General features: G+C 72.9%; 10 protein-coding genes. 3 read left to right on the top strand and 7 right to left on the bottom strand.

Annotated elements, in window-relative coordinates; translation table 11 throughout:
- Positions 1-36: 36 nt before the first annotated feature.
- Both IF73_RS0126035 and IF73_RS0126030 read right to left on the bottom strand, forming a co-directional pair.
- Positions 37-2,436 (bottom strand): serine/threonine-protein kinase, encoded by a 2,400-nt coding sequence (locus IF73_RS0126035; protein WP_031012202.1) that lies wholly within the window; start codon positions 2,434-2,436, stop codon positions 37-39.
- 197 nt (positions 2,437-2,633) lie between these two features.
- Positions 2,634-4,340, bottom strand: coding sequence for a glycerol-3-phosphate dehydrogenase/oxidase (locus IF73_RS0126030; protein ID WP_031012200.1), 1,707 nt, complete (start codon positions 4,338-4,340; stop codon positions 2,634-2,636).
- Positions 4,341-4,643: 303 nt separating this feature from the next.
- On the opposite strand from IF73_RS0126030, the gene IF73_RS0126025 reads away from it, so the two are divergent.
- Together IF73_RS0126025 and IF73_RS0126020 are read left to right on the top strand one after the other, a co-directional pair.
- Positions 4,644-5,885, top strand: coding sequence for a nucleotide sugar dehydrogenase (locus tag IF73_RS0126025; RefSeq protein ID WP_031012198.1), 1,242 nt, complete (start codon positions 4,644-4,646; stop codon positions 5,883-5,885).
- A 98-nt stretch (positions 5,886-5,983) separates the two neighbouring features.
- Positions 5,984-6,574, top strand: coding sequence for a hypothetical protein (locus tag IF73_RS0126020; RefSeq protein WP_031012196.1), 591 nt, complete (start codon positions 5,984-5,986; stop codon positions 6,572-6,574).
- A gap of 74 nt (positions 6,575-6,648) precedes the next feature.
- Here IF73_RS0126020 and IF73_RS0126015 read toward each other — a convergent pair whose 3' ends face one another.
- The 4 genes from IF73_RS0126015 to IF73_RS0126000 all read right to left on the bottom strand — a co-directional run bounded on the left by IF73_RS0126015 (position 6,649) and on the right by IF73_RS0126000 (position 10,967).
- Positions 6,649-7,773, bottom strand: coding sequence for a GuaB3 family IMP dehydrogenase-related protein (locus IF73_RS0126015; protein ID WP_030750136.1), 1,125 nt, complete (start codon positions 7,771-7,773; stop codon positions 6,649-6,651).
- A gap of 105 nt (positions 7,774-7,878) precedes the next feature.
- Entirely contained in the window at positions 7,879-9,381 is a 1,503-nt protein-coding gene (gene guaB / locus IF73_RS0126010) for an IMP dehydrogenase (protein WP_031012195.1), read from the bottom strand.
- 140 nt (positions 9,382-9,521) lie between these two features.
- A complete protein-coding gene (locus tag IF73_RS0126005; protein ID WP_030750140.1) occupies positions 9,522-10,124 on the bottom strand; it encodes a sigma-70 family RNA polymerase sigma factor in 603 nt (200 codons plus the stop codon).
- A gap of 231 nt (positions 10,125-10,355) precedes the next feature.
- Positions 10,356-10,967 (bottom strand): response regulator transcription factor, encoded by a 612-nt coding sequence (locus IF73_RS0126000; protein WP_003948568.1) that lies wholly within the window; start codon positions 10,965-10,967, stop codon positions 10,356-10,358.
- Positions 10,968-11,405: 438 nt separating this feature from the next.
- On the opposite strand from IF73_RS0126000, the gene IF73_RS0125995 reads away from it, so the two are divergent.
- Positions 11,406-11,780 (top strand): WhiB family transcriptional regulator, encoded by a 375-nt coding sequence (locus IF73_RS0125995; protein WP_031012194.1) that lies wholly within the window; start codon positions 11,406-11,408, stop codon positions 11,778-11,780.
- A gap of 93 nt (positions 11,781-11,873) precedes the next feature.
- Here the strand turns inward: IF73_RS0125995 and IF73_RS0125990 are convergent, their stop codons facing one another.
- The gene (locus IF73_RS0125990) at positions 11,874-12,773 is read right to left on the bottom strand and encodes a LysR family transcriptional regulator (protein ID WP_031012193.1); all 900 of its coding nucleotides are present in this window, start codon (positions 12,771-12,773) and stop codon (positions 11,874-11,876) included.
- Between the last annotated feature and the right edge of the window lie 83 nt (positions 12,774-12,856).

Here is a 12,856-nt window from a genome sequence, read left to right as displayed (position 1 = left end):
TCGGTCGTCCCCCGTCCCTCACGATACGGGCGTCGGTCAGTCCTTGGGGCTGAACGTGGCGAACGCCGTCTCACGCAGCGTCCGGCACTCGGCGCCGTCCCACTCGGCGGCGCGGCAGGTGATCATGATCGAGTAGCCGTGCTTCGCGTCGACCTTGAAGCCGCGGTTGAGGACGCGGACCCGCTCGCCCTTCTGGTTCCGCTCGAACTTCCAGTCCGCGACGGTCGGGTAGCCCTTCCACGACACCGTGTCGATGCCGAGGTGCTTGTAGCCGGAGCTGGTGAGGCGGACGCCGCCGACCGCCGCGAGCCAGGCGGCCTTGGCGTCGTCCTTGGGGCTGCCGTTGAAGTCGACCTGGACGCGCGGGAAGCCGCCCTTCTCGCTCCATATGGCACCGCCGCTGTAGCCGTCTATGGGGCGCATGACGAAGGAGGAGGGCATGCCCATGGAGAAGTGGAAGCGGTCGTTGGTGACCAGGGTGTAGCCGGCCGGGAGCGCGGTGCCGGTGCCGCCGCTCGGCTTGGCGGTGGGCGGGGTGCCGGTCTGGCCGGTGGAGGTGCCGGGAGTGCCGGTCGCGCCGCCGGTCGCCGCCGGACCGCCGTCGGCCGAGCCGCCGTTGTCGCCGGGCTGGGCGTCGCCCTGCTGGCTGGGGTCGCCGGTCCCGGTGCCCGTGCCGCCGTCGGTGCCGGAGCCGCCGTCGCCGCCGGCGGTGGTCCCGGCCGAGACGGTGGTGTCGCCGCCCTTGCCCTCGGCGCCCTTGTCGTCGCCGCTGAGGGAGACCGCGAGGATGGTGCCGAGCACGGCGAGGACGGCGACCGCGGCGATGATCACCAGGGTGCGCCGGGGGACGACGTCGGTGAGCGGGGCGCGGGCCGGCGCCGGCCGGGAGCCGCCCTGCGCGGGCACGGGACGGGCCGGCTCCCTGCCCTTCTCCTTGGCGGTCCTGTCCTTGGCGCGGTCCTTCACCTTCGCCTCGGCCTTGGCCGCCGCGGCCGCGTTCCGTACGGAGGCGAGGGCGCCCCGCATCCGCTCGGCGGCGGGCTCGGGCGCCTTCTCCCGGCCGGTGGCCGGGGCCGCCGGGTCCCGCTCGGGGCGGGTCGGCAGCGGAACGATCCTGGTCACCTCGGGCGACGGCTCCGGCGCGGCCACGGGGGCGTCGAGGACGGCGCGCAGCAGCACCCGGGCGCGGGCGTCGTCGAGGCGCTGCGCCGGGTCCTTGGCGAGCAGCCCGTAGATGACCTGCTCCAGCTCGGGGCCCGCGTTCTTCGGCGGGTCGACGGGCTCGGTCATCACGGCGGTGAGGGTCGCGATCGCGGAGCCCTTGTCGTACGGCGGGCAGCCCTCGACCGCCGCGTACAGCAGCCCGCCCAGCGACCACAGGTCGGCGGCCGGGCCGGGCTTGTGGCCGCGGGCGCGCTCGGGCGAGATGTACGAGGGGGCGCCGACGAGCATGCCGGTGGAGGTGATGGAGGGGTCGCCCTCGACCTGGGCGATGCCGAAGTCGGTGAGGACGACGCGGCCGTCGTCGGCGATGAGGACGTTGGACGGCTTCACGTCGCGGTGCAGGATGCCCTCGCGGTGCGCGGAGCGCAGCACGTCGAGGATGGCGAGGCCGACCTCGGCGGCGCGGCGCGGGGTGAGGACGCCGTCCTCGCGCACGGCGTCGGCGAGCGACTTGCCCTCGATGAGCTCCATGACGATCCACGGGCGGTCGTCCTCGTCGACGACGTCGTAGACGGTCACGGCGCCGTTGTTGCGGATCTTGGCGATGGCCTTGGCCTCGCGCAGGGTCCGGGTGATCAGACGGCGCTTCTCGTCCTCGTCGATGCTGTTGGGGAAGCGGAGTTCCTTGACGGCGACGGTGCGGCCGAGGGTCTCGTCGACGGCGCGCCAGACGGTGCCCATGCCGCCGCGGCCGACGAGGGCGCCGAGCCGGTAGCGGCCGGCGAGCAGCCGGCCCTCGGTCTCGGCGGTGGTGGACGACGCGCCCTTGCGGAGCCGGTCGGCGGCGGGCCGCTGCCCGTCGCCGTCCCCGGCGCCGAAGCCGGCCCGCCCGGTGGACGGCTCGGTCCCCGGCACCCGGTCACGCGGCGCACCCGCGCCACCCACCGGCTTCACGTCCTGAGGCTTCTGGTCCTGGGGCGCCGCGTCCCGGGGCGCCGCGTCCTGGGGCTTCGCGGCCTGTGGCACGGCGTCCTGAGGCTTCGTCGGCTCCGGCGCGGCGGCGTCGGAGGTCGCGGCCTCCGGCCGGGTCCCGCCGTCCGGTTCCGTGCCGGCGGTCGTCCCGCCGGGCGCTTCCGCGCCCCGCTCCGCCGCGTCCCGCTCCGCCTCGCGCGCGGCCGGAACCGTCCCCCGCCCGCCGTCGGTCGCGGCCCCCGCGGCGGCGTCCCGCCGGGGGTCCTTCGCCGTGTCCCGCGACTGCTCCGACTCCGACATGCGTCCCCTCTGCGATCCCTGATCTCCGCCGCGCCCGCCGCACTCCGCACGCTGCGGCAACCCGCCCTGGAAGAGAGCCCATTGTCCCTCACCTCGCGGCGGGCGGCGCCCCCGGGTCCAGACTCCGGTATGACGACGCGCCACCGGCGTCCCCGGGTTCCCTCCCGCCCCGGACGTACCGTCAGACGGAGCCCCCGTCAGATCGGGACGATGTCGGGCGCACCGAGCCGCGCGGCGTCCGCCGTCTGGTCGTCGGGCTGCCGCTGCGACTCCCGCTCCGCCTCGACCCGCTTCTCGTAGTGGGCGATCTCTCTCGCGGTCTGGTCCTCGTCCCAGCCGAGGACCGGCGCCATCAGCTCCGCCGCCTCGCGCGCGCTGCGGGTGCCGCGGTCGAAGGTCTCGATGGAGACGCGGGTGCGGCGGGTGAGGACGTCGTCGAGGTGCCGGGCGCCCTCGTGGGAGGCCGCGTAGACGACCTCGGCGCGCAGGTAGTCGTCGGCCGCGGCGAGCGGTTCGCCGAGCGAGGGGTCCTCGGCGACGAGGGCGAGCAGTTCCTCCGTCAGGGAGCCGTACCGGTTGAGCAGATGCTCGACGCGGACGACGTGCAGGCCGGTGCGGGCGGCGATCCTGGCCCGGGCGTTCCACAGCGCCCGGTAGCCCTGGGCTCCGATCAGCGGGGTGTCCTCGGTGACGCACGGGGCGACCCTCTGGTCGAGGCCGTGCACGGCCTCGTCGACGGCGTCCTTCGCCATCACCCGGTAGGTCGTGTACTTGCCGCCGGCGACGACGACCAGGCCGGGCACCGGGTGGGCGACGGTGTGCTCGCGGGAGAGCTTGCTGGTGGCGTCGGACTCGCCGGCGAGCAGCGGGCGCAGGCCCGCGTAGACCCCCTGGACGTCGTCGCGGGAGAGCGGGGTGGCGAGCACCGTGTTGACGTGTTCGAGCAGGTAGTCGATGTCGGCGCTGGAGGCGGCGGGATGAGCCTTGTCGAGGTCCCAGTCGGTGTCGGTGGTGCCGATGATCCAGTGCCGCCCCCAGGGGATGACGAAGAGGACGGACTTCTCGGTGCGCAGGATGAGGCCGGTGGTGGAGTGGATCCGGTCCTTGGGGACGACGAGGTGGATGCCTTTGGAGGCGCGGACGTGGAACTGGCCGCGTTCGCCGATGAGGGCCTGGGTGTCGTCGGTCCACACCCCCGTGGCGTTGACGATCTGCTTGGCCCGGATGACGTACTCGCCGCCGGTCTCGACGTCCTGGACGCGGGCGCCGACGACCCGCTCGCCCTCCCGGAGGAAGCCGGTGACCCGGGCCCGGGCGGCGGCCAGGGCCCCGTAGGAGGCGGCGGTGCGGACGAGGGTGAGGACGAAGCGGGCGTCGTCCATCTGGGCGTCGTAGTACTGGAGGGCGCCGGTGAGGGCGTCCCTGCGCAGGCAGGGGGCGACGCGGAGGGCGCCCTTGCGGCTGAGGTGGCGGTGGACGGGGAGGCCGCGGCCGTGCCCGGAGGAGACGGACATGGCGTCGTACAGGGCGACGCCGGAGCCCGCGTAGACCCGCTCCCAGCCCCGGTGCTGGAGGGGGTAGAGGAACGGCACGGGCTTCACCAGGTGGGGGGCGAGCCGCCCCAGGAGCAGTCCGCGCTCCTTGAGGGCCTCGCGGACCAGGGCGAAGTCGAGCATCTCCAGGTAGCGGAGCCCGCCGTGGATGAGCTTGCTGGAGCGGCTGGAGGTGCCGGAGGCCCAGTCGCGGGCCTCGACGATGCCGGTGGAGAGCCCGCGCGTGACCGCGTCGAGGGCGGTGCCGGCGCCGACCACGCCGCCGCCGACGACGAGCACGTCCAGCTCGCTCCCGGCCATGGCCGCCAGGGCCGCGGCGCGCTCGGCGGGTCCCAGTGTCGCTGTCCTCACGGCTGCCGCCTCCCGTCGTCCGTGCGTCCGTCCGTCTCCGTCCCGTGTCCGCCGCGCGTCATGCGGGGTCCGACGCGCGTCCGGGCAGCGGCGAACCGGACCGTGGTGTGGCCCGGCTCACAGTCTCGATTCTGGACCGGCTCGACGGCTTCGGCCACCGCCCCCGCACAGACCTGTGGATAACACTCGGCGACCTTCGATCATGCAATGCCATATATCGGTCATATTTACTCCTAGTCTGACATTGCGCACGTGTTGCATACGCAGCACGCAACGGCTACCGGGAAGGACGGTCCACCCCCCATGCCCGCAGACCTCGCCGTCATCGGCCTCGGCCACCACGGACTCCCCCTCGCCCAGGCCGCGACCGCCGCGGGCATCGCCACCGTCGGCTTCGACACCGACCCCCGCCCGGTCGCCGAACTCACCGCGGGCCGACCCCCGGTCGACGGTTCCCTCACCGCCTCCGAGATCCGCCGGATGCTCTCCGGCGGCTTCCGCGCCACCACCGACCCCGCCGAACTCGGCCGGGTCCGCACCGCGGTGCTCTGCGCCCCGACCCCGCCCGGGCCCGACGGCGGCCTCGACCTCACCGCCGTCACCGACGCCGCCCGCGCGCTCGCCGCCCGGCTCCGCCCGCACACCACCGTCGTCCTGGAGTCCCCCGCCCCGCCCGGCACCACCGAGGGCCCGCTCCGGGAGCTCCTGGAGGAGGGCTCGGGCCTGCGGGCCGGCCGCGACTTCCACCTCGCGTACTCCCCCGGCCGCGTCGACCCCGGCACCCGTCTGCCCGGCCTCGCCGGCACCCCGAAGGTCATCGGCGGCCTCACGTCCGCGTGCACCGAGTCCGCCGCCGCCTTCTACGGCCGCTTCACCGACAAGGTGGTCCGCGCGCGCGGCCCCCGCGAGGCCGAGACGGTCAAGCTCCTGGAGACCAACTTCCGGCACGTCAACATCGCCCTCGTCAACGAGATGGCGGTGCTCTGCCACGAACTCGGCGTGGACCTCTGGGACGTCATCCGCTGCGCCGAGACCAAGCCCTTCGGCTTCCAGGCGTTCCGCCCCGGCCCCGGCGTCGGCGGCCACGGCGTCCCCGTCGAACGGCTCGGCGGCCACCGCCCGCTCCGCCTCGTCGAACTCGCCGGCCAGGTCAACCAGCGGATGCCGCGGTACGTCGTCCAGCGCGCCGCCACGCTCCTCAACGAGCACGGCAAGTCCGCCCGCGGCGCCCGGATCCTGCTCCTCGGCATCACGTACAAGCCCGACCTCGCCGACCGCGAGGGCTCCCCCGCCGACGAGATCGCCCACCGCCTCATGGACCTCGGCGCGGCGGTCAGCTTCCACGACCCGCACGTCCCCGACTGGCGGGTGCGGGACCTCCCCGTCCCCCGCGCGGACTCCCTCTACGAGGCCGCCGCCCACGCCGATCTGACGGTCCTGCTCCAGCACCACCGCGTCTACGACCTCCAGGGCCTCGCGGTGAAGGCCCAGCTCCTCCTCGACACCCGCGGCGCCACCCCCGCCGGCACCGCGCACCGGCTCTGAACCTCAGGTAACAGGTGGGCCACTGTCGGAACGGACTGCTAGTCTCCGGCCCCATTGATCGCACACCCGTGCGGCATCCGTCTTGGGGGACCACCACCATGAGCCAGCCCGTTCCGCCGCCCGGCAACCCGTACGCGCAGGACCCGTCCGGCCAGCAGCCCGCCGGCCAGAACCCGTTCGCCCCGGGCGTGCCCCAGCAGCCCGCGGGCCAGAACCCGTTCGGCCAGACCCCCGCGGGCCAGAACCCGTTCGGCGCCTACCCGCCGGCGCCCGCGCCGCGCCGGAACAACATCGGCCTCGGCATCCTCGCCGCCGTCGTCGCCGCGCTGGTCACCGCCGGCATCTACGGCGCCGTCCTGGGTGGCGTCGAGGTCGAGATCGGCTGGGCCGCGGTCGGCGTCGGCTTCGCGGTCGGCTTCGCCGCCGGCAAGGTCGGCGGCTCCAACCCCCTGCTGCCGATCGTCAGCGCGATCCTCTCCCTCGGCGCCGTCTACCTCGGCCAGCTCGTCGGCATCGCGGTCTTCGCCTCCAAGGAGTTCGGCGTTCCCTTCACCGAGCTCTTCTTCCAGGAGTTCGGCATGCTGACCGACGCCTGGAACGAGGCCAAGGACCCGATGACCTTCCTCTTCCTCGCGCTCGGCCCCATCGCCGCCTTCTCCGGCGCCAAGAAGGCCGGCGCCTCCGACTGACCCGGAGCACGCGCGTACGGCAGAGGGCCCCGCACCGTTCGGTGCGGGGCCCTCTGCCGTACGGACCAACGGCGTCAGCGGCGGTGCTGCGAGTCCGCGACGGTGACCTCGACGCGCTGGAACTCCTTGAGCTCGCTGTAGCCCGTGGTGGCCATCGCGCGGCGCAGGGCGCCGAAGAAGTTCATCGAGCCGTCCGGGGTGTGCGACGGACCGGTGAGGATCTCCTCGGTGGTGCCGACGATGCCCAGGTCGACCAGCTTGCCGCGCGGCACGTCCTCGTGGACGGCCTCCATGCCCCAGTGGTGGCCCTTGCCCGGCGCGTCGGTGCCGCGCGCCAGCGGGGAGCCGATCATCACGGCGTCCGCGCCGCAGGCGATGGCCTTCGGCAGGTCGCCGGACCAGCCCACGCCGCCGTCGGCGATGACGTGCACGTACCGGCCGCCGGACTCGTCCATGTAGTCGCGGCGGGCCGCGGCCACGTCGGCGACGGCGGTCGCCATCGGGACCTGGATGCCCAGCACGTTCCGGGTGGTGTGCGCGGCGCCGCCGCCGAAGCCGACCAGGACGCCCGCGGCGCCGGTCCGCATCAGGTGCAGGGCGGCGGTGTACGTGGCGCAGCCGCCGACGATGACCGGGACGTCCAGCTCGTAGATGAACTGCTTCAGGTTGAGCGGCTCGGCCGCGCCGGAGACGTGCTCGGCGGAGACCGTGGTGCCGCGGATGACGAAGATGTCCACGCCCGCGTCGACGACGGCCTTGGAGAACTGGGCGGTGCGCTGCGGGGAGAGCGCGGCGGCGGTGACGACGCCGGAGTCGCGCACCTCCTTGATGCGCTGCCCGATCAGCTCCTCCTTGATCGGAGCGGCGTAGATCTCCTGCAGACGGCGGGTGGCGGCGGCCTCGTCCAGCTCGGCGATCTCGTCGAGCAGCGGCTGCGGGTCCTCGTAGCGGGTCCACAGACCTTCGAGGTTCAGCACGCCCAGACCACCGAGCTCGCCGATCCGGATGGCGGTCTGCGGGGAGACGACCGAGTCCATCGGGGCGGCCAGGAAGGGCAGCTCGAAGCGGTAGGCGTCGATCTGCCAGGCGATCGAGACCTCCTTCGGGTCCCGGGTGCGCCGGCTCGGTACGACGGCGATGTCGTCGAACGCGTACGCCCTGCGGCCGCGCTTGCCGCGCCCGATCTCGATCTCAGTCACGATGTGTGGCCTTTCCCTCTATGTCTGCGCCTACCAGTATCCCCGACACACGCGCGGGGGGCGGCTCCGGCCACATGCCGGAACCGCCCCCTCCCGTGTGCGCGACTACTTCCTGCTGTAGTTCGGCGCCTCGACCGTCATCTGGATGTCGTGCGGGTGGCTCTCCTTGAGGCCCGCCGAGGTGATCCGGACGAAGCGGCCCTTGGACTCCATCTCCTCGATGGTGGCGGCGCCCACGTAGCCCATCGTCTGGCGCAGGCCGCCGACGAGCTGGTGGACGACGGAGGAGAGCGGGCCGCGGTACGGCACCTGGCCCTCGATGCCCTCGGGCACGAGCTTGTCGTCGGAGGTGACGTCGGCCTGGAAGTAGCGGTCCTTCGAGTAGGACCGGCCCTGGCCGCGGGACTGCATGGCGCCGAGCGAGCCCATGCCGCGGTACGACTTGAACTGCTTGCCGTTGATGAAGAGCAGCTCTCCGGGGGACTCCTCGCAGCCCGCGAGGAGGCTGCCGAGCATCACGGTGTCGGCGCCGGCGGCGAGCGCCTTGCCGATGTCGCCGGAGTACTGCAGGCCGCCGTCGCCGATCAGCGGGACGCCGGCGGCGCGGGCCGCGAGCCCCGCCTCGTAGATCGCGGTGACCTGCGGGACGCCGATGCCGGCGACCACGCGGGTGGTGCAGATGGAGCCGGGGCCGACGCCGACCTTGATGCCGTCGACACCGGCGTCGATCATCGCCTGGGCACCGTCGCGGGTGGCGACGTTGCCGCCGATCACGTCGACGTTCACGCTCGACTTGATCTTCGACATCCAGCTCAGGGCGTTGCTGTTGTGGCCGTGCGAGGTGTCGACGATCAGGAAGTCGACGCCGACGGCGGCGAGCGCCTGGGCCCGCTCGAGCGCCTCGGGGCTGGCGCCGACGGCCGCGCCGACGAGCAGCCGGCCCTCGGCGTCCTTGGCGGCGTTCGGGTACTTCTCCGCCTTGACGAAGTCCTTGACGGTGATGAGGCCCTTGAGCACGCCCTCGTCGTCGACGAGCGGCAGCTTCTCGATCTTGTGGCGGCGCAGCAGCTCCATGGCGTCGACGCCGGAGATGCCGACCTTGCCGGTGACCAGCGGCATCGGCGTCATGACCTCGCGGACCTGACGGCTGCGGTCGGTCTCGAAGGCCATGTCGCGGTTGGTCACGATGCCGAGGAGCTTGCCGTCCGGGGCGGTGACGGGGACGCCGCTGATGCGGAACTTGGCGCAGAGGGCGTCGGCCTCGGCGAGGGTCGCCTCCGGGTGGACGGTGATCGGGTCGGTCACCATGCCGGACTCGGACCGCTTGACGAGGTCCACCTGGTTGACCTGGTCCTCGACGGAGAGGTTCCGGTGGAGCACGCCGACGCCGCCCAGACGGGCCATGGCGATCGCCATGCGGGACTCGGTCACCTTGTCCATCGCCGCGGAGAGCAGCGGGATGTTGACCCGGACGTTACGAGAGATGCGGGACGAGGTGTCGACCGCGTTGGGGAGCACCTCGGAGGCTCCCGGCAGCAGCAGCACGTCGTCGTAGGTCAGCCCGAGTGTCGCGAATTTTTCGGGCACTCCGTCGACGTTGGCAGTCATGACACCTTCCCAAATGGCCTTGATCGGTGCGGGATGTCCATGCTAACGGGCCCGAGCGGTGTCTCATTCCACGATCAAGATCAGCGGCAAGCTTTGGACCTTCGTACGTGGACGAAAGGGACGGTGCCGTCCGGTGGGGCTTACTGCTCGGCCAGGGCCCGCAGCCGGCTGAGGGCGCGGTGCTGGGCGACCCGGACGGCGCCCGGGGACATGCCGAGCATCTGGCCGGTCTCTTCGGCGGTCAGCCCGACGGCGACCCGGAGGACGAGGAGCTCGCGCTGGTTCTCCGGGAGGTTGGCGAGGAGCTTCTTGGCCCATTCGGCGTCGTCGCTGAGGAGGGCGCGCTCCTCGGGGCCGAGGGAGTCGTCGGGCCGCTCGGGCATCTCGTCGGAGGGCACGGCGGTGGAGCCGGGGTGCCGCATGGCGGCGCGCTGGAGGTCGGCGACCTTGTGTCCGGCGATGGCGAAGACGAACGCCTCGAAGGGGCGGCCGGTGTCCTTGTAGCGGGGCAGGGCCATGAGGACGGCGACGCAGACCTCCTGCGCGAGGTCCTCGACGAAGTGGCGGGCGTCACCGGGGAGCCGGTTGAGCCGGGTGCGGCAGTAGCGCAGCGCGAGGGGGTGGACGCGCGCGAGCAGGTCGTGGGTGGCCTGCGCGTCCCCCTCGACGGCACGGTGGACGAGCGCACCGATCTCCCCCTGCCCGGCAGGCATGGGGGAACCCATGGTCTCGTCGTCGCGCATCGCTCCATGGTGCCTTGACGCCTGTCCGTCCGTGGCACCGTGTCCGTAGTTGTGCACCGAAGCGTTATGAGCAGGTGCGCCGGGATTCATCTCTGGCGCCCTCCCCTTCCGCTCGATCGACTCGTCCCCGAGGAACTCCACACCTCAAGGATGCGGCATCGGGCGGGGAATCGACACAGGCCCGCCCCGTCCGCCGCTCGGCGGACGGGGAGGAGGCGTGTGTCCGCGGGTTCAGCGGACCAGGCCCCAGCGGAATCCGAGCGCGACGGCGTGCGCCCGGTCGGAGGCGCCGAGCTTCTTGAAGAGGCGTCGGGCGTGGGTCTTGACGGTGTCCTCGGAGAGGAAGAGCTCGCGCCCGATCTCCGCGTTGGACCGGCCGTGGCTCATGCCTTCGAGAACCTGGATCTCGCGGGCGGTGAGGGTGGGGGCGGCGCCCATCTCGGCCGAACGGAGCCGGCGCGGGGCGAGCCGCCAGGTCGGGTCGGCGAGCGCCTGGGTGACGGTGGCCCGCAGCTCGGCGCGCGAGGCGTCCTTGTGCAGGTAGCCACGGGCACCGGCGGCGACCGCGAGGGCGACGCCGTCGAGGTCCTCGGCGACGGTGAGCATGATGATCCGGGCGCCGGGGTCGGCGGAGAGCAGCCGGCGGACGGTCTCCACACCGCCGAGACCGGGCATGCGCACATCCATGAGGATGAGGTCCGAGCGGTCCGCACCCCAGCGGCGGAGGACTTCCTCGCCGTTGGCCGCGGTGGTCACGCGCTCCACGCCTGGCACGGTCGCGACCGCGCGGCGAAGCGCCTCTCGGGCAAGCGGGGAGTCGTCGCAGACGAGAACGGACGTCATGACTGACCTCCGCGACTCTCGCAGCTGAAGCGCGTCACCTTGGGCCTCCAGGGCTGGTACGTATCGTCACCTGTGCGGTTGACGCTCCCGGACACCTGCCCGATCGCCTGTTCATTCAACCGCCTCGCACTCTCAACGATGGTCACTCGAAAGAGTTACGGGTCGGACGAGACCTTCGGCACTCCTTGTGAGGGGCCGTGCACGGAGAAGAGCGTCGCAGGTCGTTGCGTCCACACAGCAGAAGCTATGCCCCATTTAGCGGGTTTTCTTCCCTTTTCGCGGTGTCTGTGGCTAGATTCGCAATGAGTCATATTTACATCTACTTCGACAGTAGTCGGACACATCCGGACGGACCGGGGCCCGAGGAACCCCGGAGTGACAGCCACTTCCCGCCCACCCACCAACCCGTTTCGACACGGTTTCAAGGGGACTAGCGCAATGGCAGATTTCTCCCGCCTTCCCGGACCCAACGCCGATCTGTGGGACTGGCAACTGCTCGCGGCCTGCCGCGGGGTCGACAGCTCCCTGTTCTTCCACCCCGAGGGAGAGCGCGGCGCGGCACGGAGTGCGCGTGAGAACTCGGCGAAAGAGGTCTGCATGCGGTGCCCGGTCCGCGCGGAGTGCGCGGCACACGCACTCGCCGTGCGGGAGCCCTACGGCGTATGGGGCGGCCTCACCGAGGACGAACGCGAAGAACTCATGGGACGCGCGCGCAACCGTCTGATCACGGCGGCACCGGCGACGGCGATCGCCGGACGGGCCGCGCCCACGGCGGCGTCGGCCGCCGGACGATCGACCGTGGAACACGCGTGAAGGAACGTTTCCTCGCACACTGAGGCCCCGCCGAGCCCCTGATCCAGGGCTCCGTGGACCCGGCCGCCACGCGCGCGTGGCCCCGGGCCCGGACTACGCGCGCGTGGCGGCCCGGGTCAGCTCGTCGAGGGTGGCCGCGACCGCCGGAACCTGGGCCAGGTCCGGCAGGGTCAGCGCCACGATCTCCCGCTCCACGGCCGGCTCGACCGCGACGGTCCGCGCCCCCTTGGGCCGTACGGACTCGATGGCCAGCTCCGGCAGGACGGCCACGCCGAGCCCCGCGCCGACCAGCCCCACCACGGCCGGGTAGTCGTCGGTGGCGAAGTCGATGCGCGGGGCGAAGCCGGCCTCCTCACAGACGTCGACGAGCTGCCGGCGGCACCGCGGACAGCCGGCGATCCAGGAGTCCCCGGCGAGCTCGGCGATGGAGACGGAGCCCGCGCCGGCGAGCGGGTGCGCCTCGGGGACCAGGCCGACGAGCCGGTCGGTGAGCAGCGGGCGGACCACCAGGTCGTCCCATTCGCCGGCGGTCTGGCCGGACCCGTACCGGAAGGCGAGGGCGATGTCGCAGTCGCCCTCGCGGAGCATCTCGACGGAGCGCGGCGGTTCGGCCTCGACGAGGGAGACCCGGGTGCCGGGGTGGGCGGCGCGCAGGGCGGCGAGCGCGGTGGGGACGAGGGTGGAGCTGCCGCTGGGGAAGGAGACCAGGCGGACCCGGCCGGCCCGCAGCCCGGCGATGGCGGCGACCTCCTCCTCGGCGGCGGTGAGTCCGGCGAGGATGCCGGCGGCGTGCCGGACGAGGACCTCGCCGGCCTGGGTGAGGCGCATCTCGCGGCCGGTCCGGATGAGCAGCGGGGTGCCGGCCGAGGTCTCCAGGGCCTTCATCTGCTGGCTGACGGCGGGCTGGGTGCAGCCGAGTTCGCGCGCGGCGGCGGAGAAGGAGCCGGTGGCGGCGACGGCCCGCAGGACGCGGAGATGGCGTGCCTCGATCATGGGTCGAGCATAAGCGACGCTTGGATGTGGGCGCGAATCTTCGCTCGAATCTTTGAGATCCGGGGGCGGGGCCGCGCGCGCCT

Origin of the sequence: Streptomyces sp. NRRL F-5727, from assembly GCF_000719555.1 — a bacterium.
Classification (GTDB): domain Bacteria; phylum Actinomycetota; class Actinomycetes; order Streptomycetales; family Streptomycetaceae; genus Streptomyces.
This window is presented reverse-complemented; position numbering and strand designations above follow the sequence as displayed.